The sequence below is a fragment of the Citrobacter amalonaticus genome, assembly GCF_002918555.1.
In the GTDB taxonomy this organism is placed as follows: Bacteria; Pseudomonadota; Gammaproteobacteria; order Enterobacterales; family Enterobacteriaceae; genus Citrobacter_C; species Citrobacter_C amalonaticus_A.
The window spans coordinates 1296733-1323239 of record NZ_PQMB01000002.1; the positions used below are offsets into that span (position 1 = coordinate 1296733).

21 protein-coding genes are annotated in these 26507 nt (G+C 52.8%); 13 read left to right on the plus strand and 8 right to left on the minus strand.

Translation table 11 applies throughout. The annotated features are described in order from the left end of the window. The first annotated feature begins 73 nt into the window (after window positions 1–73). The 8 genes from pefC to C3432_RS11755 all read left to right on the plus strand — a co-directional run bounded on the left by pefC (window position 74) and on the right by C3432_RS11755 (window position 8762). The gene (pefC, locus tag C3432_RS11720) at window positions 74–2560 is read left to right on the plus strand and encodes a PefC/AfrB family outer membrane usher protein (protein WP_103776756.1); all 2487 of its coding nucleotides are present in this window, start codon (window positions 74–76) and stop codon (window positions 2558–2560) included. Next, on the plus strand, window positions 2553–3254 hold the full coding sequence (locus C3432_RS11725) for a fimbrial chaperone (RefSeq protein WP_103776757.1): 702 nt from the start codon (window positions 2553–2555) through the stop codon (window positions 3252–3254). Before pefC ends, C3432_RS11725 begins: the two co-directional genes overlap by 8 nt. Next, window positions 3241–3768 carry a fimbrial protein gene (locus C3432_RS11730; protein ID WP_103776758.1) on the plus strand — a complete coding sequence of 176 codons (528 nt, stop codon included), beginning with the start codon at window positions 3241–3243 and terminating at the stop codon, window positions 3766–3768. Before C3432_RS11725 ends, C3432_RS11730 begins: the two co-directional genes overlap by 14 nt. A gap of 327 nt (window positions 3769–4095) precedes the next feature. Next, window positions 4096–5001 (plus strand): hypothetical protein, encoded by a 906-nt coding sequence (locus tag C3432_RS11735; RefSeq protein WP_146050852.1) that lies wholly within the window; start codon window positions 4096–4098, stop codon window positions 4999–5001. Between the two features lie 241 nt (window positions 5002–5242). Further along, complete coding sequence (locus C3432_RS11740) at window positions 5243–5788, plus strand: hypothetical protein (RefSeq protein WP_103776760.1); 546 nt, start codon at window positions 5243–5245, stop codon at window positions 5786–5788. Window positions 5789–5804: 16 nt separating this feature from the next. Continuing rightward, the gene (locus C3432_RS27465; RefSeq protein WP_146050851.1) at window positions 5805–6824 is read left to right on the plus strand and encodes a hypothetical protein; all 1020 of its coding nucleotides are present in this window, start codon (window positions 5805–5807) and stop codon (window positions 6822–6824) included. A gap of 259 nt (window positions 6825–7083) precedes the next feature. Continuing rightward, window positions 7084–7821 carry a CZB domain-containing protein gene (locus tag C3432_RS11750; RefSeq protein WP_181012903.1) on the plus strand — a complete coding sequence of 246 codons (738 nt, stop codon included), beginning with the start codon at window positions 7084–7086 and terminating at the stop codon, window positions 7819–7821. Then, complete coding sequence (locus tag C3432_RS11755; RefSeq protein WP_103776763.1) at window positions 7818–8762, plus strand: hypothetical protein; 945 nt, start codon at window positions 7818–7820, stop codon at window positions 8760–8762. The genes C3432_RS11750 and C3432_RS11755 overlap by 4 nt, the downstream gene beginning before the upstream one ends. 340 nt (window positions 8763–9102) lie before the next feature. Here the strand turns inward: C3432_RS11755 and C3432_RS11760 are convergent, their stop codons facing one another. Both C3432_RS11760 and C3432_RS11765 read right to left on the minus strand, forming a co-directional pair. After that, entirely contained in the window at window positions 9103–10005 is a 903-nt protein-coding gene (locus C3432_RS11760; protein WP_103776764.1) for an AraC family transcriptional regulator, read from the minus strand. Window positions 10006–10245: 240 nt separating this feature from the next. Further along, a complete protein-coding gene (locus C3432_RS11765; protein WP_103776765.1) occupies window positions 10246–10476 on the minus strand; it encodes a hypothetical protein in 231 nt (76 codons plus the stop codon). Window positions 10477–11098: 622 nt separating this feature from the next. Here C3432_RS11765 and C3432_RS11770 point away from each other — a divergent pair. The 5 genes from C3432_RS11770 to C3432_RS11790 all read left to right on the plus strand — a co-directional run bounded on the left by C3432_RS11770 (window position 11099) and on the right by C3432_RS11790 (window position 17220). After that, the gene (locus C3432_RS11770) at window positions 11099–11650 is read left to right on the plus strand and encodes a fimbrial protein (RefSeq protein ID WP_103776766.1); all 552 of its coding nucleotides are present in this window, start codon (window positions 11099–11101) and stop codon (window positions 11648–11650) included. Between the two features lie 219 nt (window positions 11651–11869). Next, window positions 11870–12583, plus strand: a complete 714-nt coding sequence (locus tag C3432_RS11775) for a fimbrial biogenesis chaperone (protein ID WP_103776767.1) — start codon at window positions 11870–11872, stop codon at window positions 12581–12583. A gap of 18 nt (window positions 12584–12601) precedes the next feature. Then, a complete protein-coding gene (locus C3432_RS11780) occupies window positions 12602–15109 on the plus strand; it encodes a fimbria/pilus outer membrane usher protein (protein WP_103776768.1) in 2508 nt (835 codons plus the stop codon). A gap of 19 nt (window positions 15110–15128) precedes the next feature. After that, window positions 15129–16196 carry a fimbrial protein gene (locus C3432_RS11785; protein ID WP_103776769.1) on the plus strand — a complete coding sequence of 356 codons (1068 nt, stop codon included), beginning with the start codon at window positions 15129–15131 and terminating at the stop codon, window positions 16194–16196. Window positions 16197–16431: 235 nt separating this feature from the next. Further along, on the plus strand, window positions 16432–17220 hold the full coding sequence (locus tag C3432_RS11790; RefSeq protein ID WP_103776770.1) for an EAL domain-containing protein: 789 nt from the start codon (window positions 16432–16434) through the stop codon (window positions 17218–17220). A gap of 270 nt (window positions 17221–17490) precedes the next feature. On the opposite strand, the gene C3432_RS11795 is transcribed toward C3432_RS11790, so the two are convergent. The 6 genes from C3432_RS11795 to C3432_RS11820 all read right to left on the minus strand — a co-directional run bounded on the left by C3432_RS11795 (window position 17491) and on the right by C3432_RS11820 (window position 26465). Continuing rightward, window positions 17491–17736 (minus strand): hypothetical protein, encoded by a 246-nt coding sequence (locus C3432_RS11795; protein ID WP_103776771.1) that lies wholly within the window; start codon window positions 17734–17736, stop codon window positions 17491–17493. Window positions 17737–17819: 83 nt separating this feature from the next. After that, window positions 17820–19148 carry an HlyD family type I secretion periplasmic adaptor subunit gene (locus tag C3432_RS11800; protein WP_181012904.1) on the minus strand — a complete coding sequence of 443 codons (1329 nt, stop codon included), beginning with the start codon at window positions 19146–19148 and terminating at the stop codon, window positions 17820–17822. After that, complete coding sequence (locus C3432_RS11805) at window positions 19126–21204, minus strand: type I secretion system permease/ATPase (protein ID WP_181012905.1); 2079 nt, start codon at window positions 21202–21204, stop codon at window positions 19126–19128. Before C3432_RS11805 ends, C3432_RS11800 begins: the two co-directional genes overlap by 23 nt. Before the next feature lie 97 nt (window positions 21205–21301). Next, window positions 21302–25729, minus strand: a complete 4428-nt coding sequence (locus C3432_RS27970) for a calcium-binding protein (RefSeq protein WP_103776774.1) — start codon at window positions 25727–25729, stop codon at window positions 21302–21304. Further along, window positions 25720–26109 (minus strand): hypothetical protein, encoded by a 390-nt coding sequence (locus C3432_RS11815; protein WP_103776775.1) that lies wholly within the window; start codon window positions 26107–26109, stop codon window positions 25720–25722. The genes C3432_RS27970 and C3432_RS11815 overlap by 10 nt, the downstream gene beginning before the upstream one ends. Next, on the minus strand, window positions 26109–26465 hold the full coding sequence (locus C3432_RS11820; protein ID WP_103776776.1) for a hypothetical protein: 357 nt from the start codon (window positions 26463–26465) through the stop codon (window positions 26109–26111). Before C3432_RS11820 ends, C3432_RS11815 begins: the two co-directional genes overlap by 1 nt. Window positions 26466–26507 lie beyond the last annotated feature (42 nt).

The window sequence follows — 26507 nt, forward strand, 5'->3', positions numbered from 1 at the left end:
CCGGCAGGGTCTTTTACCGGTCTCCGCTGTTTTTTGTCTTGTTCTTTCTTGTTTGCTCTGAAGGCAGGTTTGTGTGAACACAAAATCCCCCACAATAATAAAACAACCTGCACTGTCACTGCTGGCACTGAGCATTTGTTCTTCCTTTGCGTCTGCCACGGAACTCAACACGGCATTCCTGCAGGGAACCACGGATGTCCCCTCAGTCCTGAAGGACGGTGTGAAATACCCTGCGGGTCAATACTATGTTGATGTCTCCCTGAACGGCTCCCGGACAGGGCGTTCGGCACTGGTTATCAGCCCGGAGGATGAGCAGTCAGATCAGCTCTGCCTGAGCCCGGAATGGCTGCAGAATGCCGGCATCTTCTTTAAGCCGGAGGCGTATCAGGACACCTTTGATAGTGTCCGGGGGTGCTACCTCCCCGGACGGAAGGACAGCACAAAAGTCAGCTTCGACCTCGGCAGTCAGACGCTGGACTTTGGTATTCCCCAGGCCTGGCTGGCGGAAAAAAACGATGCCGCCCGCTGGGACTACGGTATTAACGGTCTGCGTCTGAAGTATAACGGTAACTTTAACCAGAACGTGCAGACCCGGAATAATAACGGATACGGTGATGACACCCTCAATGCCTGGGGCAGTTTCAATACCAGCCTCAATGTGGGGCGCTGGATTTTATCCAGCGACATGAATGCCACCCGCAATGCGTGGGGCAATGAATTCACCACCAACAACCTGACCCTGTCGACAGCCATCAGCCAGGTGAAGGGCGACCTGCTGCTTGGACGTTCGCAGACCCGGACTGAACTGTTCAGCGATTTTGGCTTCTACGGTGCCGCCCTGCGCTCCAACAACAATATGCGCTCCTGGCAGACCCGGGGTTACGCCCCGGTGATTACCGGGGTGGCCTCCACCACCTCACGCATCACGGTGACTCAAGGGGGATACACTATCTATTCCCGGGTGGTGCCGTCCGGCCCGTACCGGCTGGATGACCTGAACTCCACCAGTAACGGTAATCTGGTGGTGACCGTGGAGGATGACGGCGGGCGGAAAACGGTGACCGAATACCCGGTGGCCACCCTGCCTTCCCTGCTGCGACCGGGTGACTATAACTATAACCTGGCCGTGGGGCAGCGGAATGATTCTAACCGGCTGGACGATGCGTTCAGCTCCGGGAATGGCACCTTTGGGCTGGCCAGCCTGGACTGGGGGTTGTCGTCCACCACCCTGAATATGGCCACCCTGTTGCACAGCGGATACCAGGCCGCCGGCGTGGGGCTGACGCAGTCCATGGGCACGTGGGGAGCGCTGGCGTTCAGCGTGAACGGCTCCCGGGCAGAGTATGACGATGGTCCGCGCCGCCAGGGCGTGAGCGCCACGGTGAAGTATGCCAAAAGTTTCACCAGTAAAACCGACATCCAGCTGCTGACCTACCGCTACCAGAGTCCCGGGTATACCGAGTTTGCCAGCTGGAACCCGAAGTACGGGTACGGACGCAAGATATATGACCCGGATGGACTGGGGCTTAATGACCACTACATCTGGTTCGATGGCCAGGAGAAGGCCCGCTATGAGGCCCGCCTGTCCCACCGGATGGACAACCTGTATCTGAGTGGCTCGTTCTGGCAGCAGTCCTACTGGAACCGTGACAAAGACGCCATCGGTGCGTCTTTGTCCGCCAGCACCACCATTCTGGACGGCGTGTCGCTGTACCTCAGCGGCAACTATTCCCGCAGCGCCTGGTCCTCGTCGGACGAATATTCCGGTTCGCTGGGGGTGAGTATTCCGTTCACCCTGGGCGGGGTGCGCCACTACAGCAGTAACTCAGTGGGTTACAGCCGCTATAACGGAGCTTCATTTAACACCAGCACCTCCGCGACCCTGAATGAACGCCTGAACTACAGCGTTAACGCCGGGACGGATGAGCGCAGTAACAATACGGCCGGGGCGTCGGTCAGCTATGCCTTTGACCGGATGCAGACTAACCTGGCGGTGTCAAAAAGCCGCGAGACCACCACGCTGTCCGGGAACCTTTCCGGGTCGGCGATTGCCACGGCGCAGACCGGTCTGCTGCTGACCAAAGAAGCATCCGATACCGTGGCGGTGGTGCGGATTAAGGACACCCCGGGCGTGACTTTTAACGGCTCCCTGCCCACCAACAGCAGTGGCAGCACGGTGCTGTACCTGACCGGGTATAACCCGACGACCATCAGCATCAATCCGGAAAACGTCCCGGACAGCGCCGAGCTGCTCAACACCTCGTATGACGTGGTGCCGACAGAGAAAGCGATTATTTACCGGGAGTTCGGTTTCCAGAACGTGCTGCGTTACATCGTGCGCGTGCGGGATGCGCAGGGCAACACGTTCACCGGGGGAAGCGCTACCACCGAGCAGGGGCTGGATGCCGGGTTTATCACCCGCAACGGCGTGCTGCTGATGAACCTGCTGGCCGCCCCGAAAACCATTACCGTCAGTCAGAGCAGCGGGAAGCAGTGTCGCTTCAGCGCGGCTGGCTTAAAAGAAAATACCGGAACCGTTCAGGAGATTCGTTGTGAATAACAGAAAAAAAGTGGTACTGCAGACAACGCTGGCTGTAGTACTGGGCACCACCCTTGTCAGCTCCGCGATGGCGGCCTTCACCCTGAACGGGACGCGCTTTATCTATGAAGAGGGGAGGAAAAATATCTCCTTTGAGGTGAGCAGCAGTTCACAGGAGACTTATGGTGGTCAGGTATGGATTGATAATGTGTCACAGAATAAAGCGGATGTGTTCATGGTGCCGTCCCCGCCTTTTTTCAAAGTGGGCCCGAAAGGCAAACAGATAGTGCGTCTGATGAATGTGAATCCTGCCCTGCCCTCTGACCGGGAATCCCTGTTCCGCCTCAACGTGCAGGAAATCCCGCCGAAGCCGAAGGAAACGGACGGCAGCGTCCTGGCGATTGCCATGAATACGCAGGTGAAGGTGTTTTACCGGCCGAAAGCCCTGGTGGAGGGCAGAAAGGAGGCAGAGAAACAGCTGACTCTGGTGAACCGGGAGGGCAGCGTGTGGATAAAGAACCCGACGCCCTATTACTTTGCGGTCACGAAGGTAAAAAGCCACGGGAAAGAGGTGACGCTGAGCGGGGTTGCGCAGCGGGCGCTGGCGCAGCTGGCGCCGTACTCGGAAGCCAGCACGGGACACAGCAGTCTGAGTGGGGTCAGCGTGGAGGCGCTTAATGACTGGGGCGGGGCGGTGAGTTATGACGTTAAATAAGGCAGCACTTCTGGCGCTCTCCTCCTCCCTGGTGCTGCTGATTGCAGGACCGCATCCGGTGCAGGCGGCGACGACAGCAACGGCCACGGTGACGATAAAAGCGACCTTCACGGTGCCCCCGTGCACGCTGACGGTACCCCCGACGGTGCATCTTGGTAGCCTGGTGAACGGGGCACAGACGCATTACCCGGTGAAGATAGACATCAGTTGTCCGACACCGGTATCCACTGTGATTTACGGGCAACAGGTGGGCAGCTCGCTGGTTGCCGGGAGCAGCACGCGGATGGCGATGACGGGTCCGACGGGAAGCAGCGGCACGCCAGCGGCGTTCTGGCTGACGGCGGAAAGTCATGAGGTTGACCTGACCGGGGATGGCGCCACGGATAAGACGAAGGGATTTTGTGCCGGGACGGACAATCGGAGCTGCACGGTGACACCGTCGACCCTGGTGGTTCAGGACACGCCCCGGGGCCAGACCACGGCCACCGTGCGGTTCAGTGTGATGTATCCGTGATGAATTTCACACCCATGTCAGAGAACAGAGGATATATCCGGGATGATAAAGAGGTAGAAAAAACGGGGCAGTCGTGTTGACGCGATTGATGCTAGCCAGGCTCAACGCCCCCTTTGCAGTAACGGGAAAGAATATGGATTTCACCGTGTTTCTCGACGCGTCCACAGCCCGTGCCGGACAGGCCTCAGCAAATGTACTGGTTACGCTGACGCTGAACTGCGTTTCTTAATAGTAATTCCGGATGTGAAACGACTTAATATCTGGATCTGTATGTTATTGAGGTGTTTTTAGTTGCCACTAAAAATACCGTATAAAGCCACGGATAATATGATGCCGATACCTGTTGAATTTGTGTGTACTGCTGCTAATCCCGTTATATCAGATGAGATGAGAGTACGAATAGTAAATGCCAACATTCAAAATGCAAGTGTGCAAAAGGAAACGTCTTTTATAAGAACGTTAGATATGGGAGGCGCTGAACCAGTCGGCGGGGTGTCAGAAATGCATTCCGCATTGGAAAAGTCAGTCAGTATCACACAGTATATTTACAATGCCAGTGTGTATATGGGAGTGGCTATACGAGATTTTTATAATGTCAACAATACAACAATCACTAAACATACATGCAGTTCGGAAAACCCTCAAATACTTCCAATTAGCTGTCCTCAATTAAGCTCCTCTCTCATAGGCGGAAACTGGTATAATCAACTATATAAGTATGTAATGGTCAGAGAAAGCCAGCCTTTTTCAGTGTTTTTTAAGGCGGATCCAACACAGTCTAAAACAATTGAACTGAGTGTTACCACAAGAATGTCTTCTAAGGTAACAGTCTCTGGATATGGAACATTCACTCTGAATGATTTTGTTGTAACTGATGAATACTCATGCCGCTTTTCAAACCCTTTGACATTTAATTACCCTGACGTAATTGAGATGGGTGTTGTGAAACATGGGGAAACTGCTGCTGCTGACTTTATACTGGAGTATGGCGGGTATGTTGGAGCTTTACCGAATACTGAGCTAACCATAACACATAATATGGGAGGAAAACCGTTAATGCTGGGTGGTTATAATATATCACTACAATTACCGGATGGTACCCCATATGTATTTGGAGAACCAATAAAGCCACTAGTGAAAACGATGTTAAAAGTATACGCCTCACCAGAGGCAGCGACGCCGGCAACGGGTCCTCAGTCAGCCGAGATTAACATCACTCACAGCTTTAACTGACTGACATGCAGTTGGGGTTGACCTGGCCAGGGATAGCGCCACGGATGAGATGCTGGGATTTTATGCCGGGCAGGACAACCGGATCTGATCGATAACGCCATCGATCCCAGTGGTTCAGGGCACGCTCCGGGGCCAGACCTCGGTCATCGTGCAGTTCAGCGTCATGTATCCGTGATGAATTAACATTATTCATACGGAGTAAGTATTCTCTTATTTATAATCAACTGAATAAAAACCGATCATGAAAAACAAATTCAGATGTTACTTTTTTATATTTTTGATTTTTAACTCTTTTTACTCTGATGCGGAACAGGCATCTTATGCCAAATTAATCCCTATTACAGCCATTTTTGTTGCCCCACCATGCAATGTGAGTTTCTCTGATGGTGGGAGTAATCTTGAAATTAATCTTGGTGATATTTCTATTGGGGAGAAAATGCACCCTCCGTTCTCCTTGAATATCGATTGCAAATATAGCAGACAGGCTTCGATATATGCTGAGGTGGTAACAGGAAGTCTGTCTGCGGATGACAGGGAATTAATTCATATGCAGGATGAAGTTACAGGCAACTTTACCAACGCTTATCTTTCTCTCAAGGATGGTAGCCAGCCCGGTAATATTGAATTCAACACAGTACCCGGGGCAAACTCAGGTACGCCAATTTGCTCAGGTGATTTAACGAGAACTTGTGTTATCACGCCTGTGACAACAGTAAAGTCCGGGTCCGCTATTGTAGCTGGTACAAGGTTGATGGCTGCAATCAGATTTACCATTGAGAACCCTTGAGGTAAAATATACTATTATGAATAAATGTAGTTTATTGGTTTTATGCCTTGCAGTTGGATCAATTCCTCTTCATTCTCTGGCTGTATGTGGCGTCAAAGTTACGCAGGGACTTCCGGCCTATGACACACAAAAAATAGCCACATGGACTGTACCTTCAGATGTCGACTTATCTAAGCCGGGTACTGTTTATGTATTAAATTCCGTGAATAAAGGATCCTCTGCAATATTCCGGTCGATATCTGAAACCGGTTATGCAGCTTACTATCTTCCTGGCTGGGTAAATACTCTCAGTCATGATGGTCCTTTTACCATGTCAGTAAGACTTGCTGCATGGGATTCAGTAAATAATTTAACACATGAATCTGGAAGATTAGAACCAGTCATTCAATCTCCCTGGATTGCTCTTGGTCAGAACGTTCCTGAAATTAAAGTTCCTGTAGATCCAAATTTTTCGGGGAAAGAAATAGGTTATGCTTATACAGTAAACACCACGATGACTGCAGGAAACTATTTCAGTATTGAGGATGGTATGTGCCACCCCTCCGTTCCGGTTGGGACTCAGTATACTTTCATTATAAATCTGATCAAAGATTCAGTTGCACCGGTAGAAATAAGGGATGCTGACGACAATGTATTATGGATAGCCCCTAACTCAGAGGCTACATATTACCCAAATGTACGTTTGGGACAAATTTTCTATACAGAGATTGCTGACGTTTCTGTTGATATTTCCCCTGCAAATATAAACTTTGGCCCGGTTTTATTTGAAGAGATCAAGTCTATTCCTGTAGCTATAAAGATACAGAGTAATGCTGTTAATACAAAAATAAATCTGGAATATGAGTTTATTGATGACACAGGTGCGGCGAACCTAAAAATTGATGCGGCGGGCATTGATGGCCTGTCGGATACCATAACATCATCTGCTGCAAAGAACTCACCCGTTACACTCACACGAAACATATCAATTACGAATAAAAACACTACTGCGGGCTTGTATAATGGCTTTTTACGCGTTACAGCGATAATTCCATAGTTATCATTGGCAGAAACGCGCCTTATTGTGTTTTTAAAAGAATGCATCGTTTATTTTATCAGCCCCCGTCTTTAAATCAAAATTTGCTTTCTATATCTTTCACACCCCCACAATTAAAGAATAATCTGTTTGTTAAAATAAATATAGCAGGGTGGCATTGAGTCTGATAACAACGCTGTGTTTTTTGTAAGGAAGTTTTCATATACATAAACACTGAATTGTCGTGGGTTAATAACTTTCCAGGAAAATGGAGTCAGTCATGCTGACACAGGAGCAGCACCACATCATCATGGAACACATGCGACACAGCATGATGAACAAAGCCGTTCAGGTTCACTACACCGCTGAAAAATGCTTCCGCCTGCGGGAGGGATTAATCCGCTCGGCAACCCGGTACCGCGAGGATGCCGCCCTGATGACACCACTACAGAACCGCCAGTACCGGCTGATCAACAGCATCGCGGCGGACCGGGAGGGGGTGAAGGATGCAACACAGGAGCGGCAGCTGCTGTCCCGTGCCCGGGAGCAGTACGGACTGATCGGAATGATGCAGCAGCAACTGAATGATATCGCCTCCGGGCTCATGCTCTCGGCGGATACGCTGCTGTTCACCCTGCTGAAGGCGCAGCATTACCAGTGGCGTGACCGGCTGTATATGGCTGTACTGACAGAACAACCGGGCGCAGCGCTGGCAGAGGAGAATGCCTGCCCCTTAGGACAGTGGCTGTGTACAGAAGGGGGACGGCGCTTCTGTACACAGCCGGGGTTCAGGGCGTTGCGGGAGGCACATCACCAGATGCATGTGACTGCCGCCCTGTTATTTGATCGTCCCCTGACAGAGATGCCTGCCGGAGTATTGAAAGCACGATTACAGCATACAGAGGATGCGAGCCAGCACCTGATGGGGAGCCTGGACGCTCTGGAAAAAATGGTGTCATCGTTATATCCGGACGGCAGGGACAGCCCCTGCAGCCAGAAAACGGATGGGAAAGTATGAGATTACGGATGAAATTAAGTACGCTTGCCCTGCTGTCATCTCTGCCTCTGACCTGCCATGCAGAGACAGAGATGACCTGCACCCCGGCGCAATCTGAAGTGAAGGGAACCGAGTCTGCCTGGTCGGTTTATAATGGGATTATCATTGGCCCCTGGGAAAATAGTCTGGCTTACACGTCGTCAACCATTCCGGGGACGGCAGACCTTACGGCGCTAAAAAACGCCATTACCCAGGCGTTCACATCAGATGCCTGTGTGAATTTCGGGAATGGCGTCACATTTACCACCATCAATTATGTCCCTTCCGGCTATACGTTCAATGTCGGCACGCATGCCACAGGCTATACGCTGAGGCAGGCAAATAACCAGGCTAATATCACCATGCCCGCAGGCTGGTTGAATGTCAGTACCTGGGTCACGATGAAGCCGAAACCATTCCAGGTGAAACTGCCCACCCTCCTTAACGGTAACTTTACCGTTACGGCCACTGGTCTGCTGGGCTATTTCTGGGTGAGCGGGTCTGCCGCGACCGGAAAGCGATACGATGCGGCGATTACGTTCAACTGTACCGCCAGCTCTCAGCCTGAACTGAGGGTAAGTCCGGTTGAGATTGATTTTGGCACCGTATCAGCGACTGCCGTCGCGCCGGTTGTGGACCGCGCCCTGACAGTCACGGTCCCTCAGGCAGGTGTCAGTGGTCAGGTGGGAATAGAGTTTATCAGCAGTACTGTGACTGAAGGGACGCGTGTCTCTCTGGGGCATAGTTGGGTGGAAATACTCAACCCGGTGAACGGGAGTGCGGTTCCGGTCAGCACCGTTCCGGGTCAGAATGGCGTCCTGTTAACGCAGGACGTGACAAACTTCACGGTGCGGTTACACCCGATCGCGGGCAGCAACGGTGCTGCGGAGTCAACACTGATTCTCAATGTTGTCTGGCTGTGAGTCTTTTTTACTTCTGAACCTGATTCAGTAGTATACGTCTAATGTCAGTCTGTTCTTGTCGTCATAGCTCTGATTATCGATGAACTTCAAGCCTCGCCACCGTGCGGGGCTTTTTGCATTTAAATATTCAATTCTGAAAAACGCAGGTCAGATATTGCCCTGGGCATTGGATGATTTTATCTTTTGATTTGTGGTGAATCCCCCTATGCGGAGGGGCGTCTGGCAACTCTCTGTAAGCGCTGTTCCACGCGATTCTGTGAGCCGGCACAGAATCACCGGGAGGCACCCGGCACCACCACCTTCTTTATGCCTGTTCGTCCGGGCAGGTTTTTTTTGTAACTTATGCAGCACTTGCTGTAAGCATTCTTGCAAATTCAGCGGGGGTAACATCTGTTACCTTTCTGAATGCTTTGTAAAATCCAGAAGATGACGCATACCCCACCTGAAGGGCAATATCATCAATCGGGTATCCCCGTCGCAAAAGATTAACGGCGACATTAATTCGCAGCCGCAAGACAAGTTCATTGGGTGCGTAGCCCGTTACAGTATGCACCTTCCTGATAAAGGTTGAGCGACTCATATTTACTATGCCAGCCATTCGTTCTATGGACCATTCCTCTGCCGGGGAGTGGATGATTTGTATAAGCAACTCGGTGAGGGGGTTACTTTGTGCAGCCTGGAGCAGATTAACATCCACCAGATGATAATCCATCACCTGTTCGATAACGTAGACAAGCAACAGGTCAGTCAGCCTGGTGACAGCCAGCTCGCTACTTTCATCAGAAGAGAGGCATTCAATTTTGACCAATTCAAACAGATGGCGTAGCTTTTTGTTTACCTGCATATCATGGGTGATAAGAAGATATTCAGGCATGAGAGCGAAAAGTAATTCGCTTTCATTGGTGCGGGGATGAAGGAAGCCGCACAGAAGAGCGATGTCGTTTTCAGTGGGCTTGTTTAGAGGGCGCATTGTTTTTTTGGGGAGATCTTCTGGCCGCCGATCCTGGGATGAAACCAAATAAAAAGGCAAGTCTGAAAAGAAGAAGACTATATCCCCCCGGCTAAGAGGAATGGTTTCCCTGTTGCTTCCGAGTTGCAACCAGCACTTCCCATCCAGAACAAGATGAAAACTGGGTTTTCCGGTGTGGTGAGTGGTGGCTTTCCATTCTTCACAATATCGGCCCATATGGAAGATCGATGTTGCTGACTGGGATTGTTGAGCTAACCATATTTTAATATCCACACAGCACTCCTGAGCTAAGTGTCGAATTTTCAGTTATTTTACGAAATAATCTATAGTGCAGTTAACTACCAGGAATATAGAAATATCTTAGTCTGAAGAGATAGTTTTTGACGAAAGTTTGCTGATAATTTACTTTTTTCCTCGTTGTGAATCCCCCTGTGCGAAGGGGCGTCCAGCCCAAACTCCGTTGCTTTGATATGTCGCGCGAAACTTGCTGGCAGGATCTCCTCTTCGTCATGCTCAGACGACAGTAAAACAAAGTTCTGGTTTCTGAAAAAAACACCACATCATTCCGGGCCGGGTGAATACGTTCTCCGGTCTCTTCTGGCTGTAGCCAGCATTCTCCATCCAGAAACCTGGCGTACCGTCAGGTGAACTGCCTGAAACCTTCCAGTCATCGCAATACTTCCCTACCTGGAACACCATCGTCGCAGAGTCCGTCTGTTCAGCAAGCCAGTTCTTTCGTTCCATACACACTTCCTTTTGAGGAGATCCCCGAAGCCATCCGGATAACTTTATCTGCTACTGTCTACCCAGATGGAAGGCAGAACCTTCATGTTTATTACAATTTAGTAGCACAGCTCATCATGCCCTGCCCTCTCCTCCCCGGAAGGGTGTTCTGACCTGATTCGTTCAATCGTTTTCCAAAAAAAACCTACTCCGGTGGAATGGCAGAGTTGCTCACTAACTGATAATAATTATTATTAAATGCAAATGAAGGGGTATAAAGGTCTGTTCTCATAATGAGAACATCAGCAGGTAAAAATATTTTGAAAAAAAATTACGCATAGTTATGCTGAATCTATTCAGTTTTTTTTGAAAAAAAACCGCATAATAACTCCGTCATTTATTTTACTTTATCCTATAATTTCACCCTCCCCATGAAAAATGGAATTCTGGTATTGCTTCACAACCAGCATATAATCACCCTGTTTATTATTTTGAATAAATCGCCACCCCTGTTATTAACGCTATATTACCAGGCTATTGACCTTTTTTTAATCTTAGTAATAATGCGTTAACTTCTCCGGGAATACGATTCTCCCCCGAGAGAAGATACAACATCCCGTATTTATTATTCAGGAAAGACATTATGAAAAAAATCATCGCAATTGCTGCATTCGGCAGCGTGTTTGCTGTTTCTGCCGTTCAGGCTGCCGGTAATGGCACCATTAATTTTACCGGTGCGGTAAACAACCAGACCTGTAACGCCACCGTCAATGGTGCCACCGGCGCCACTGCCGCTGCTGTCACGCTGCCCACCGTTCAGGCGAACGTCCTGTCCACCACAGGCAACACGGCCGGCCAGACTGCGTTTAATGTTGGTGTGACCGGCTGTGCCACCACTAACCCAACCGGGGCCGGCACTGTCAAAGCTTACTTTGAGAAAGGGGCAAATGTGGATGCTAATGGTCGTCTGATTAACACCTCCACCGGCGGCGCGTCCAACGTCTTACTGGAGCTGGTTGACGGCACCAGTAATGCCGCCCTGAAAGCCGGTGATATTTCCCAGAATACCGGTAACTTCGTGGCCATTTCCGGTGGTAATGCCACCCTGCCATACGCGGTTCGTTATTACGCTACCGGCGCAGCCACTGCGGGTGCCGTGGCATCCAGCGTTACCTATTCTCTGATTTATAATTAATATAAAACTATTATTTCTCGTGCTGACAGGATGTTGTATTCAGGCTGGTAAACCGCCTTATTTCTTTTAACGGCAGCCTGAAAAGAAATAAAGAATAACATTACGAATAAACCGTAATAAATAACGGTGTGGTTTTCTGCACCCGCTGAACGCCACGCCCGTTATCACTTATTATTCAGGAACCCTGAGAGGGGTTCCCCCTTTAAAGGTTTTACGATCATGACACTGACACGCTTCTTTTCTGCGACAGCGCTTCTCCTGGCTGCCGGTATACCGGCAGCGTTTGCCAGTATACAAATCAGTGCCACCCGGGTGATTTATCACGCCGCAGAAAAGGATGTCAGTGTGCAGATAACCAATCCGGGTAAATATCCTGTTCTCTTACAAAGCTGGACCGATGATGGTCATCCGGAGATTCGCCCGGACGCCCTGCGTACTCCGTTTATTCTCACGCCGCCCCTGACCCGGGTGAACGCAGATGCGGGCCAGACACTGCGCCTGTCATACACCGGCACACCCTTGCCGGCTGACCGCGAAAGCGTCTACTGGCTGAACGTGCTGGAAATCCCACCCGTGGGGGATAAAGGCAGCAATCAGATTCAGGTCGCCTTCCGCTCACGTATCAAACTGTTTTACCGTCCGACCGGACTGGATGATAAAAGGGCGCAGGCTGCCATTGCACAGCTTCGCTGGCGGGCGCAGGGAAATAAAATATCCCTGAGCAATCCGACGCCGTATTACGTTTCCGCGGTGGCCATCACCCTGACCCGGGGCGGCAAAAAAACGTCCGTCCCGGCCGACATGCTGGCCCCGAACGGCAGTGCGGAATTCGCCCTGCCAGCCGGGATGAGCGCCGACAGTGCAGACAGCGTGACCGTTGATGCGATTAATGATTATGGTGCATCCGTCACCGCGCCGGTAAGCCGTCTGTAACACGCCAGGGGAGCCCAAATGCGTAAAACACTTCTTGCTGAAATGCTGTCGGCAGGGCGGCCCGTTGCCCGGATGTCCGTCTGCCTGCTGGCCATCGCGGCCACACCGGTGATGGCGGCGGACGCAGCCCCCGGGGACGTGGAGTTCAACACCTCTTTTCTGGACAGCGCTTATACCTCCGGCGTGGATCTGAAGCAGTTCTCCCGGGGCAACGGTATGCAGCCAGGGGAATATCTGGCAGATATCTGGCTGAATGATGACCTGATAACCACACAAAAACTGACTTTCAGCAAAATGGCTGACGGAAAAGTGGCGGTATGCATGACGCCGGAGCTGCTGGCGCATCTGAACGTCCGGGCGGCCGCCCTGCACGACACCGACAGACTAGCCGCTGAAAACTGCACGCCGGTGGAGCAGGTTATTCCCTCTGCACACCTGACCTGGGACAGCGGTCAGCAAAAACTGGTCATAGCTGTCCCTCAGGAAGACCTGGAAAACACGGCCCGGGGCAGCGTGCCGCCGTCCCTGTGGCAGAGCGGCAGTCTGGCGGCGTTTGCTGCATATAACGCCAGTGCCTATCAGTCAGAGTCCGGCGGTGAGACCTTTAACTCGCAGTATCTGAGTCTCAACAGCGGCCTGAACGTGGGGGGCTGGTATCTGCGCCATAACGGCAGCCTGACGAACCAGAGCGACAGTGGCAGCCAGTACCAGAGCATTAACACCTATATTCAGCACGACGTCACGCCGTTACGGGGACGTTTTCTGGCCGGACAGGCGAACACCTCCGGGCGTCTCTTTGACTCGCTGTCCTATACCGGCGTGTCACTGTTCAGTGATGACCAGATGCTGCCGGAATCACAGCGGGGTTATGCCCCGGAAATTCGCGGGATTGCCCGCAGCCATGCCCGCGTTACCGTCAGCCAGGGCGGGAACGTGATTTATGAGACCACCGTTCCGGCGGGGGCTTTTGTCATTAATGACCTGTATCCCACCGGGTACGGCGGCGACCTCAGTGTGACCGTGCGTGAAGCCGATGGCAGTGAAAGCACGTTCCTGGTGCCTTATGCATCCGTGGCGGACCTGCTGCGCCCGGGCGCATCCCGTTACGAGGCGGTGGCGGGGAAATACCGCCAGCCGAACGGCCGGGACGGGCAGCCGTTTTATCAGGCGACCTGGCAGCAGGGTATCACCAATATCCTGACGTTGTATGGCGGTGCCCAGTTCAGCGATGGCTATCAGGCGTACCAGGCCGGCAGCGCGGTGTCGACCCCGCTGGGCGCCGTGGCGCTGGATATCACTCAGGCCAGCACGTCCACCGTCAGGGACACACTGAGCGGGCAGAGTTATCGCATCACGTACAACAAACTGGTCTCTGACACCCAGAGTAATATCGCGCTGGCAGCCTACCGCTTCTCCACACGCGATTATCTCGATTTTGCGCAGGCCATGGAGTACCAGAACCAGCAGAAAGGGGACCCGGTCTATGCCGGTCTGCTTTACCGGACCAAAAACCGCTACAGCCTGACACTCAGCCAGGGGCTGGCCGAAGGCTGGGGGACCCTGTCCGTCACTGGTCTGTCACAGAACTACTGGGACCGTACCGGGAATGACATGCAGTATCAGTTCGGTTATTCCAACCGCTGGAAACGGGTGAGTTACTCCCTGACAGCCGCGCGCAACCGCGCGCCGCAAGGGGACATGCAAACCAGCTGGCTGGCATCTTTCAGCATCCCGCTGGGTGAGGAGCGCCCGATGACCTTCAGTTCTGCGGTGTCCCATGACAGCGGCGGCGGTCTGGCAGAGCAGGTCTCCCTGGCCGGAACGGCGGGCGAAAGCCAGCAGATGAGCTGGGGCGTTTCGGGTACCCACAGTGAACAGAGCGGCAGTACCGGCAGCGTCAGCGGACAGTATCTGTCTCCGTGGACAACCGTGAATGCCTCTGCCGGAGTGGGACGGGACAACCGGACGTTATCCGCCGGGCTGTCGGGGGCGGTGGTGGCTCACCCTCATGGCGTGACGCTGACGCCGTATACCGGCGATACCTGGGTGGTGGTGAATGCCCCGGGTGCGGCGGGGGCGGAAGTCAGCAGTTATCCGGGCCTGAAGCTGGACCACTGGGGGAATGCGGTGATGCCGGCGTCAATGCCGTATCAGCGAAACCCGGTCAGCCTGGACCCGAAAGGTCTGTCAGACAGGGTGGAACTGGAGAGCACCACCCAGAATGTGGTTCCGCGAGCCGGGGCTGTGGTGGTGGCGGAGTTTGCCACGCAGCAGGGCTATGCGCTGCTGCTGACGCCGGCCCGGCCTGAAGAGGGGCTCCCCTTCGGTGCCACGGTGACGGACAGTAAAGGGAACGCGGCCGGCATGGTGGGCCAGGGTGGGACCGTGTATGCCCGTATGAGTGATAAAACGGGACGGCTGTTCGCGACGGTGAATAACGGGGGCAAGGCCACGACCTGCATCATGCCATTCAGCGTGACGGATGAGACGAAGGCCATGCAGCAGATGACCTATACATGCAAATAATCAGAAGCGGAAACTGAAAATGAAAACGTTAAATAAATATGGCTTACACCTGCTGCTGGTGCTGGGAGGGCTGCTGTTCTCTCTCCATTGTATGGCAGTCTGTACCACGAACAATCAGTATACCGTCCAAATCCCCCTTCAGGCTGCCACCTTCAGTGTCGGGCAGGACTTTCCTGTCGGCAGCAATATTCGAGTGCAACAGGTAAGAGGGTATGGCACCGTGACGGTAAACTGCACAAAAAGTGGAACCTTCGTCAGAATGTCCCTGTCAGGAGGGACACTGTATGCAGGTCAAAGCAATATCTACCAGACTGGGGTTAACGGACTGGGTATACGCTTTAAAAGTACCTTTGAAAACAAATATTATCCGGTTAATTCTACCTATCTCGGTGGACAGGTGAACCCCGACGGATGGCTGGCCTTTGGCATTGAACTGGTCAAAATGGGACCTGTGACCGCAGGTACTGTGAATACGGCGCTTTTTCCTCAGGTTAGAATTGACGCCATAGATGCGGATAATATCCCAGCAAGGGTGGCATACCATACCATTACAGGTTCGTTCACCCTGCAAACCCCCACCTGCACCACACCAAACTTTACCTGGGATCTCGGGACCACCAACACAACAGTTCTGAAAAATCAGGGAGATGTTACCTCATGGCGTGACACGCCAGTCACTCTGACGGGTTGTTCTGTCTTTCTGGGCAACAACAGCAACGGCAGTTACACTTCTTATGGCATCACGGGATATAACACGGGAGCCGTATCGGAGGGGGGGGGAGGTACCGGAACGAATAAGCTGACCATGACGCTGGCACCAAACACCACAGCCATTGACACGAGTAATGGCATTGTATCACTGGACAGCGCGGCAACGGCCAGCGGATTTGGAGTTCAGGTAGCAACAAAACAATCCGGGACGTATATCCCCTTAGATCTGTCGAGCAGTATTGTAGTAACACCAGCGGTGGGGGACAGTAGTGGTACTGTCAGTTTTCCATTAGGTGCAAGAATAATTCGTACTAGTAACTCAGTGATGCCGGGAAATATCAGCACTAGCCTTACTTATATAATTAACTACCAATAAAAGATAATTAATTTAAAGAACATTTAAATCGGTTTGTAAGCATGTATGAGCTGGAAACATTCATTAATAAACATTTGTGGCAGTATTAAGACGATGAACCGGAGCATTTTTATTCCGCGTCAGACAACGGTCGCTGAACTTTCCACGGGCGGCTTTACGAAAAGGCCCCCGTCGGTCCAGAAGTATATTAAATAGACGCAGCCAGAAATGCTGCGGATAAAACAGAGGGAAATAAATGATAAATCGCTATAAACAGCATTACCTCTGTGAACCGGTCTATGACATGACAGGGAGTCTGAAGGCCGTCGAGTTATTAACCGGATTTACCGGACCGGATGGCCGGATGGTCTCATGGGGCGAGGTGACAGATATTCTGACGCCGGAATATAAATGGCTGAACTTTGTCCGCCAGCTGGGTTGTATCCGGCAGTATCAGGAGTGGTTCATCCGCCACGGCGTTGCAGTATCCCTGAATCTTGATGAGGAAACCGCACACTGGCTGGTTCGTGATGATGATATCCTGGCACTGTTGTCCACTATTGCCTGTATCCGACTGGAGATTAATGAGTTTTTCACCTCTTCAGACAGGGAAAAACAGGGAATGCTCGGGCGACTGCGCCAGCATGCTGCGCTGTGGCTGGATGATGTCGGGTCAGGCAGCCACAATAATTTTGACCTGCTTGTCAGGGGCTACTTCAGCGGCGCGAAAATTGATAAGTTTTTTTTCTGGCAGCACCACGTCACGAATACCGCTCAGCTTGAGAAGGTCATTCGTGACCTGACGCGATTTGCCGGTCATGTTGTGGTGGAAGGCATTGAAAACTCACAGCATCTGCTTGCCCTGACCCGAACTCCGAACTGCTGGTTACAGGGCTATATTTTTCAGCGTACCGCGATGGAATTCCTGCAATACATCCCGCTAATGACGAAAAGTGTGGGACCGAAAAGACCGTTATTATCGTTTGTTGAAAGTGGGGAGCACAGTAAATTTCCCGTCCCCCATCAATACCAAAGCGATCGGTGAGCATGTCCAGAATAATGGATACTCCCAATCACCGTTCGCATTGCTAAATAACCCGTCATTACCTGAGTAGGCCCTGACATTCCCGGAATAGCAATAAGCGCTCCGAGTCCTGGTTTCACACAGAAAATGAGCATAGCGCCACTTACAATTTCAAAAACAAGCGTGGCCCATGCCATCCATCCTGACAAGCCCAAAAATTCCAGGAAACGGCTGAATACGTTAACCGGGTTCATCGCTGCCTGCTGGCGGCGCTCCCGCCCACGCGAAATCTCAGTCGTTCGTGTCATCTTTTCGGGAAAGGTTGTGGATGCCCGGGGTTAATGACGCCCCGTATCCCATGCTTCCCAGCGCCAGAATCAACTCCAGAACAGGGAATACGGCTCCCGGCTGAGAATACAGATTCAGCGAGGCCCTGAGCCCGATAACGAGACCGCCAATAATCATCCAGCGTCTCAGCCGGATCCTCTTCTGCAATATCTTACGGGTCTCTTCTGAACGATTTTCATCTGGTCTCATGCTTTTTCCTTTTGTCTTCAGCGCATCACTGAGGCGTTTATTCTCCGGGCGAGAGCCTCTTTCGTCACGTCGCCGGAAACGCCTCAGCGCTGTTTCCCCACGCCATCAACCGCTTCCAGTACCGGACTCAGCAGGTAGCTCAGGAGCGTTCTTTTCCCGGTTTTTATCTCCGCTGAGACCGACATTCCCGGCTCCAGCCGACGTTTTTTCCCGTCCACGACAATGTCGGTTTTATTCAGTTGGATCACCGCCCTGTAGAGTAAGCCTCGCTCCTTATCTTCCACCGCATCGGCTGACAGCCGGGTCAGCGTACCGTCCACCCAGCCGTAGCGGGTAAAATCAAACGTGTCCACCTTTACCGTCACCCGTTGCCCGGTATGTAGAAAGCCCACATCCTGATTACTGACCAGAACCTCTGCGCTGAGCTTCTCGCCTTCCGGGACAATTTTCAGCAGTTCCTGTGTCGCTTCCACCGCAGCGCCCGCATCGCGGTATACCAGAGAATCCACCCTGCCACTGACCGGGGCGATTAACCGATACAATTTCAGCTCTGCTTCAAGCTGGGTCAGTTGGCTCTCCAGTACCGCATTTTCAGTCATCAGCTCCGTTCGTTCCTGTTCCCATTCCTGAATTTTACCGGCACGATAGCTGGCCTCTTCTGATTCTGACAGCGCCATACTGGCCTGAATCTCCCTGACTTTTGCTCCCGCCGCCCGGGCACTGTAATCCGCCTCCAGAAGCCGCTTACGGATTTCCAGCAGACTGTCCTCACTGGTACTTCCCCGCTGAAAAAGCGACTGCAGAGCAGCAAACTGTTTGCGGTAGATAAGCAACTGCTTTTCGGCCATATCCTGTTGTGCCAGATAGCCCTCCATCTGGGCGTGCAGGGTCTGTTGATTATTGCGGTAACGCTGAATCTCCCGCCGCAGAGCCTCCGCCTCCGCCTCCTGGCGAGCAGAAACCTGCTTTTCCAGGTGGTCTTCCCCCTCCGCGTCAGCCAGTCTGTCCAGTGACAGGGGGGCTTCCCTGACACGCATCAGCAGCAGACCGAGACGCCTGATGTTCAGCCTGTTAATCTGCTGGCGCAGCAGATTTTCCTGCTGCCGGGTCGTCAGCTGGCTGTCATTGAGCTGGATGAGAACGCTGCCTTTCTCAACATGCTGACCATCCTGCACAAATACCTGGGCAATATCTGCCGTCACGGCGCTGCTGACCGGCCGGGAGAGCAGGGTTACCACGACTTTACCTCGGGTGATGGCGACAATATCTATCTGTCCCACTGCCGCCCAGCAGACGGACAGCGTCAGCAATACCATCACTCCCCAGAGAATAAATCGTCCGGCCGGAGAGGGCGGCGTGTCCTGGATCTCCAGTACGGCCGGTAAGAACTCACGATAGTGTCGGCTCATCATCCCTCTTCGACTGTAACTGGTGCAGACGGGCATAAATGCCATTACGTTGCAGCAACTGATGATGGGAGCCTTGTTCAGCGATCTCTCCCTTTTCCATCACAATAATTCGTCCGGCCTGCCGCACGGTGGACAGACGATGGGCAATGATAAATACCGTCCGGTTACGGCAAATATCAGGCATATTGCGCTGGATGATTTCCTCTGACTCGTAATCCAGCGCACTGGTGGCCTCATCAAGGATCAGGATCCGTGGCTCAGTCAGCAGTGCCCTGGCGATACCGATCCGCTGTTTCTGTCCCCCGGACAGCTGCCCGCCCTGCTCCCCCACCGGCGTGTCATAGCCTGCGGGAAATTCGCTGATGAAGTCATGCGCACCAGCAAGTCTGGCGGCCGCCATCACGCTGTCCAGCGGGGCGTCCGGCACGGCCAGGGCGATATTGTCGCGAATGGTGCCGTTAAAAAGCTGCGTCTCCTGAAGCACCACCCCGGTCTGCTGGCGTAACCACTGCGGGTCGAGGCTGGCACTGTCCGTCCCGTCAATAAAAATCTGCCCGCCCGTCGGGATATACAGGCGCTGGATAAGCCGGGTCAGGGTGCTTTTACCGGAGCCGGAACGTCCCACAATCCCGATCACCTCCCCGGGCCTGACGGAGAGCGTCACGCTGTTTACCACTGGCTCCATGCCGGGCTGATACGAGAAACTCACCTCCCTGAAGCGGACCGCGCCTTTAATTGCAGACAGTGTCACCGCGCTGCCCTGCGCCTTTTCCTGTGGGACATTCAGAATATCGCCCAGCCGTTTCACGGAAACGGAAACCTGCTGAAAATCCTGCCACAGCTGGACCAGCCGCAGCACCGGCGCATTGACCTGGCCGGCAAACATGTTGAAGGCTATCAGGGCGCCTACCGTTAATTCTCCCTGAATCACCTGCTGGGCCCCGTACCAGAGAATAGCCACGCTGGTGACCTTGCCGATAAGCTGCGCCAGCTGCCCCGCCACATTGCCCAGATTCTGGGTGCGAAAACAGCCTGAGACATAGGCGGCGATTTGTTCATCCCAGCGGCGTCCCATTTGATTTTCAACAGCCATCGCTTTGACCGGTTCGATCCCGGTAATACTTTCCACCAGAAAGGCCTGGTTACGGGCTCCCTGCTGAAACTGTACGTCCAGGCGCCGACGCAGTTCCGGGGTGATGGTCAGGGACAGAATGGCGTAAGGCACCAGCGAAACAATGACAATCAGCGTCAGCGGCACGCTGTAAAGTGCCATCACCACGAAAAAAACCAGGGTGAACAGCAAATCCAGGCACAGGGTTAGCGCATTACCGGTGAGAAATTCCCGCACGGTTTTGAGCTCATGGACCCGGGCCACCGTCACGCCCACCTGTCTCTGACGGAAATACGCCAGCGGCAGGGCCAGAAGATGGCGGTACAGCAGGGAGCTCAGGGTGACGTCAATGCGCTGTGAGGTGTGAGCCAGCTGATAGTTTCGCAGCCCGCCGAGCAGCACATCAAACAGACAGACCCCCAGCATCCCGATAGCCAGTACGTCCAGGGTGGTCAGGCTCTGGTGCGTCAGCACTTTATCCACCACCACCTGAAAAAACAGCGGGGTGACCAGGGCCAGCAGCTGGATAAAAAAGGACGCCAGAAGGATCTCGCCGAGCAGCTTTTTGTAGCGCATAAAGGCCCGGGCGAACCAGCGCAGGTTAAATTCCCGCTCAATATTTTCCAGGGAGAGGCGACGGGCGAAGAGAAACCCGGCATAGCGTACGCCCTGCTGTGGCGCCAGGATCTCTGCGCCCCCCTCCCCCTGTATCAGCCATTTTCCGTCCCGGATAGCCAGCACCACCACATATCCACGATCCGGCACGGCAATCAACGCCGGGAGGGGAATACGGCTGCCAGCCTCCAGTTTCATGACATGCCGGCATTTCAGCCCGCAGCTTCTGACCGCCCGGACAAACTGCAGGGTGATGTCATGGCTGTCATCCGTGAAAAACCGGGCTCTCAGTGACGCAATGTTGACGGCTGTTTCATGATAGCGGGCAATCATGGCAAACCCCTGCCATAAACTCTGTTCTGAAGGTGACACGTTCAGTCTCTTTCCCTTGCTGATATGAGCGCCCGGACACTATGCCCGGGCGATAAACTCAGAACCCGAACGACGCTTTCTGCACGCCGGCCAGTACCGGAGTGGTGAACTGCTCAGGTGCCATCAGCAGGGGTTCAGCATCATCCCCGGCCGCCATAAACTGGCTGATTTGCTGGCGGAGCAGGCTCACCGGTACCGTACTGTCCGCTTCGCTATACGCTGCTGGCAGGGGAATGCCGTCATCGATATAGCTGAGCAAATCGTCTGCCAGCCACAACGTCCCGTCCGCAAACTGCACCTGCTGCAGGGGATTCCAGTTATCACCGGAGAAAAAGTCTTCCACCAGGATACGGTCGGTGCTGCCCGCCAGCGTCAGCAGCAGGTTATTATTACCGGAGCGCTTCACCGTCACCTGGTCGGCGGTAATGCCTTNGATTTGCTGGCGGAGCAGGCTCACCGGTACCGTACTGTCCGCTTCGCTATACGCTGCTGGCAGGGGAATGCCGTCATCGATATAGCTGAGCAAATCGTCTGCCAGCCACAACGTCCCGTCCGCAAACTGCACCTGCTGCAGGGGATTCCAGTTATCACCGGAGAAAAAGTCTTCCACCAGGATACGGTCGGTGCTGCCCGCCAGCGTCAGCAGCAGGTTATTATTACCGGAGCGCTTCACCGTCACCTGGTCGGCGGTAATGCCTTTTCCGAACCGCAGGGTGTTGGTCTCCGGGGTGGAGTGGTAGTGCCCGCGCAGGGTGTCCTGGCCGTCGCCGGTGTTAAACAGGTAGGTGTCGTTCCCGGTCCCGCCGGTGAGAATGTCGTTCCCGGTGCCCCCCACCAGGATATCGTCCCCGGCACCGCCGTCGAGGGTGTCGTTGCCCTCCCCGCCGTACAGGGTGTCGTTCCCGGCCTGACCGTTCAGCACGTCATTGCCCGCCAGCCCGTAGAGGACATCGTTCCCGCTGGTCCCGGTCAGGGTGTCGGCCCCGTCCGTCGCCTGCAGTGCCTTCGCCACCAGGTCCTCCACCGTCCAGCGCGTCCCGTCGGCGAACTCCACCACCTGCAGGGGGGTGTAATAGCCGTCCGGCCGGTCCATGTAGAAGAAATCCTCCACCAGGATACGGTCGGTGCTGCCCGCCAGAGACAGTAGCAGGTTATTATTACCGGAGCGCTTCACCGTCACCTGGTCTGCGGTAATGCCCGCCCCGAACTGCAGGGTGTTGGTCTCCGGGGTGGAGTGGTAGTGCCCGCGCAGGGTGTCCTGCCCGTCGCCGGTGTTAAACAGGTAGGTGTCGTTCCCGGTGCCACCGGTGAGAATGTCATTCCCGGTGCCACCGACCAGGATATCGTCCCCGGCACCGCCGTCGAGGGTGTCGTTGCCCTCCCCGCCGTACAGGGTGTCATTCCCGGCCTGACCGTACAGCACGTCATTGCCCGCCAGCCCGTAGAGGACATCGTTCCCGCTGGTTCCGGTCAGGGTGTCGGCCCCGTCCGTCGCCTGCAGCGCCTTCGCCACCAGGTCCGCCACCGTCCAGCGCGTCCCGTCAGCGAACTCCACCACCTGCAGGGGGGTGTAATAGCCGTCCGGCCGGTCCATGTAGAAGAAATCCTCCACCAGGATACGGTCGGTGCTGCCCGCCAGAGACAGCAGCAGGTTATTATTACCGGAGCGCTTCACCGTCACCTGGTCTGCGGTAATGCCTTTTCCGAACCGCAGGGTGTTGGTCTCCGGGGTGGAGTGGTAGTGCCCGCGCAGGGTGTCCTGGCCGTCGCCGGCGTTAAACAGGTAGGTGTCGTTCCCGGTCCCGCCGGTGAGAATGTCGTTCCCGGTACCGCCGACCAGGATATCGTCCCCGGCACCGCCGTCGAGGGTGTCGTTCCCCTCCCCGCCGTACAGGGTGTCATTCCCGGCCTGGCCGTACAGCACGTCATTGCCCGCCAGCCCGAACAGGATGTCGTTCCCGCTGGTTCCGCTCAGGGTGTCGGCCCCGTCCGTCGCCTGCAGCGCCTTCGCCACCAGGTCCGCCACCGTCCAGCGCGTCCCGTCAGCGAACTCCACCACCTGCAGGGGGGTGTAATAGCCGTCCGGCCGGTCCATGTAGAAGAAATCCTCCACCAGGATACGGTCGGTGCTGCCCGCCAGCGTCAGCAGCAGGTTATTATTACCGGAGCGCTTCACCGTCACCTGGTCTGCGGTAATGCCCGCCCCGAACTGCAGGGTGTTGGTCTCCGGGGTGGTATGATAGTGCCCGCGCAGGGCGTCCTGGCCGTCGCCGGTGTTAAACAGGTAGGTGTCGTTCCCGGCCCCGCCGGTGAGAATGTCATTCCCGGTACCGCCGACCAGGATATCGTCCCCGGCACCGCCGTCGAGGGTGTCATTGCCCGCCAGCCCGTAGAGGACATCGTTCCCGCTGGTTCCGGTCAGGGTGTCGGCCCCGTCCGTCGCCTGCAGTGCCTTCGCCACCAGGTCCGCCACCGTCCAGCGCGTCCCGTCAGCGAACTCCACCATCTGCAGCGGGTTATACGTGCCGTCCGGACGGTCAGACGAGAAGAAGTCCTCCACCAGGATACGGTCGGTGCTGCCCGCCAGCGTCAGCAGCAGGCCGCTGCTGCCGGAGCGTCTCACCGTCACCTGGTCTGCGGTGATACCTTCCCCGAACTGCAGGGTGTTGGTCTCCGGCGTGTTGTGATAGTGCCCGCGCAGGGTGTCCTGGCCGTCGCCGGCGTTAAACAGGTAGGTGTCGTTCCCTGCCCCACCGGTGAGAATGTCGTTACCAGCGCCACCATACAAGACATCATTTCCTGATGTCCCCACGAGCGAGTCGATGTTTTCACTGCCAATAAATGAATGCCCGGGATCAATACCCAGTTTATTCTGTATATCTTTCAGATCTTCAGAGTAACTCAGATAAGAATAGAACGTATTACTCAACTGCAGATACTGTTTAATATCTGTTCTTTTTAGTTCCGCCAGATATGTTTCAAAAGCCGTAAAGTTCCAGTTAACGCCGCTCAGGTCGGCATTTAATTCCATTTTAATCAGTCCGAATGCTTCACTGTAAAGAGTTTGCGCCAGTAAGTGAGCTTCCACCCAGGCTGAAAACTCAGCAAATTCTGCCTTCAGAACTTCAGCCGCTCCGGAAAGAGGATTTGTCGTACCGTTAGTATTGTTTTTATAGGGTTTGCCGGAAGCCGATTCCAGTACGGCCAGCCATCTGGCGTCAATATATTCCCCCCGGGCGTCTGCTGATATTCCATCCACTCCGGCCCATGAATAAATAATTGTCTCAAGCAACCCGCTGCTCTTTGCTTTTACTGGATCAGCGATAAATTCTCTCACCAGTGACTCCAGTTGTGCATTTTTCGTCATTGCAACATGAAGATCCGTTATATTTCCGAATCCCCGGACATAGGGCATTGTCCGGATATCATCACGGATATTTTTATCTCCATCATAGCGAGTGTTCCCCGTATCCGTATTGAACCAGACATCTGCCGACTGACCTTTACTGCCATCTGTATAAGTAATATTTCCCGTTTGTTTATGCGAGTTTCCCTGACTGTCAATTATTGATGAGTTTTTATAAACGGTATTGATTGATGCAATACCCGCCTGCTTCATCGTTAATAATTCCCCCTCATCAACGATGCCATTGCTGTTTTTATCCTGCCAGACCTGAAGCTGATTCCAGATGGCATCGTTCTCGTCAAGAACTCCATCTTTATTATCATCATATCCTTTCAGGGCGTTATAGCCATTTGAAGCATTAGTTCCGTCGGCCTGTAGTGTATTATTTCCGAACAGTTCACTACCATTGTCAATCTGACCATTACCATTTCGATCAAATACCAGCAGCCCATCATCCGGTGACACCCAACCAGTACTTTCAGCAAATTTGTTGCCATCATGATCGAAGAAGACCCCATTTCCCACAGAAATGGTTTCCACACCATCGCGATCGAGGTCAATAATAATCGGTGAGGCGGTATTTTCAGCATTGGATAAGTCCGGGCCTGCAGCTCCGGATAATTGTTCCAGCAGAAGGTCGTGCGGAGGAAGTAACCAGCCCCCGGTTTCAGGATCGGCTATACCATACTTTTGGGTCATGTCCAGAAGTGTGCGGGCTAAATCATGGAATCCGTCGGAGGTCAGAAATGCAGCCAGCCCAAGAACTGAAGCAACAGTAGCGGCAGCCGGGATTTTTGTATATCCAGCTACTAGCAATGAAATATCAGAACCAGCTGCCAGCCAGTCACTAATGGTATCCTCACCTCTTTTATATTTTGCCATCAGATTGGCAAAAGACGCAGGGGCACCAAGCTTGCCACTAAAAATTTGTGATATTTGTTTGTGCTGCGGGAAAAATCTTTCGATAATATTTTTATTAAAAAACTGAATTTTGTTAGCTATGGAATTCCACTCTTCTGTAAAATCCCTTCCTTTGTCATCATCTTTTTTTAAGACTATGGTCATTTTAATCACCCCCATGAAAAAATAATTTTAAATATTGATGTTATATTGTATAAATAAATCAAGGCTAAAAAAAAGAAATACTCCCAACCATCAGCCTTGAGCATTTTTTCTTCTCTTTTTGATATTTTATAAAACTTTATTTTTAGTGGCTTAGATTCATTGCTAAGTAAGTAAAACAGAACCAATGAAATCATCGCAATGATATACAAAGGGATTGCGACAAAAACAAACGCATAACTATTGAAATATGAATACAAACAAAATCCGATGAATTGTGATAAACAACCAATTATTACAATGCGATATAATTTTCGATTATAACACTCCACTTTGAATTTTAATTCTTCAGTGGATTCAATTTTATCATTAGAAATACTTTTCATATTAACATCCATTACAAAACTCCCTGCAAAATTACTTTAAAAATAGCAATTACATCATAGCCAATCATGACTATCGTGGTAAAATAAAGGCCGACCCCATCAATTTTAAGCAGCAGGGCATCATTTTTATTTATTTTCTTTACTTTAACTTCATCCGGTTCATTTTTTATATCATGGCAAACAAGAAAAACAGATGAATAAATTGCAACCATAAACAGAGGAATAGCAAGCAGTGTCAGTATGTAAATATGACTATACTGGTAAATAATGTACCCTGTGATTTGAGATAAAACAGCAGCGATAAAATAGGGTTCGCTTTTTTTACTTTCTTTTTTAACCCTTTCTTCAAGTTCTTTATCTGTTTCCATGTCTCACCTCTGTAGTTAATACTTTTCGACATTCACCACAAA

Bases quoted from the DNA above. Each gene is read 5' to 3' on its own strand.
- C3432_RS11730 (WP_103776758.1), top strand. From the start codon at position 3,241: ATGACGTTAAATAAGGCAGCACTTCTGGCGCTCTCCTCCTCCCTGGTG.
- C3432_RS11735 (WP_146050852.1), top strand. From the start codon at position 4,096: ATGATGCCGATACCTGTTGAATTTGTGTGTACTGCTGCTAATCCCGTT.
- C3432_RS11740 (WP_103776760.1), top strand. From the start codon at position 5,243: ATGAAAAACAAATTCAGATGTTACTTTTTTATATTTTTGATTTTTAAC.
- C3432_RS27465 (WP_146050851.1), top strand. From the start codon at position 5,805: ATGAATAAATGTAGTTTATTGGTTTTATGCCTTGCAGTTGGATCAATT.
- C3432_RS11750 (WP_181012903.1), top strand. From the start codon at position 7,084: ATGCTGACACAGGAGCAGCACCACATCATCATGGAACACATGCGACAC.
- C3432_RS11755 (WP_103776763.1), top strand. From the start codon at position 7,818: ATGAGATTACGGATGAAATTAAGTACGCTTGCCCTGCTGTCATCTCTG.
- C3432_RS11765 (WP_103776765.1), bottom strand. From the start codon at position 10,476: ATGGAACGAAAGAACTGGCTTGCTGAACAGACGGACTCTGCGACGATG.
- C3432_RS11770 (WP_103776766.1), top strand. From the start codon at position 11,099: ATGAAAAAAATCATCGCAATTGCTGCATTCGGCAGCGTGTTTGCTGTT.
- C3432_RS11775 (WP_103776767.1), top strand. From the start codon at position 11,870: ATGACACTGACACGCTTCTTTTCTGCGACAGCGCTTCTCCTGGCTGCC.
- C3432_RS11780 (WP_103776768.1), top strand. From the start codon at position 12,602: ATGCGTAAAACACTTCTTGCTGAAATGCTGTCGGCAGGGCGGCCCGTT.
- C3432_RS11785 (WP_103776769.1), top strand. From the start codon at position 15,129: ATGAAAACGTTAAATAAATATGGCTTACACCTGCTGCTGGTGCTGGGA.
- C3432_RS11790 (WP_103776770.1), top strand. From the start codon at position 16,432: ATGATAAATCGCTATAAACAGCATTACCTCTGTGAACCGGTCTATGAC.
- C3432_RS11795 (WP_103776771.1), bottom strand. From the start codon at position 17,736: ATGAGACCAGATGAAAATCGTTCAGAAGAGACCCGTAAGATATTGCAG.
- C3432_RS11800 (WP_181012904.1), bottom strand. From the start codon at position 19,148: ATGATGAGCCGACACTATCGTGAGTTCTTACCGGCCGTACTGGAGATC.
- C3432_RS11805 (WP_181012905.1), bottom strand. From the start codon at position 21,204: ATGATTGCCCGCTATCATGAAACAGCCGTCAACATTGCGTCACTGAGA.
- C3432_RS11815 (WP_103776775.1), bottom strand. From the start codon at position 26,109: ATGGATGTTAATATGAAAAGTATTTCTAATGATAAAATTGAATCCACT.
- C3432_RS11820 (WP_103776776.1), bottom strand. From the start codon at position 26,465: ATGGAAACAGATAAAGAACTTGAAGAAAGGGTTAAAAAAGAAAGTAAA.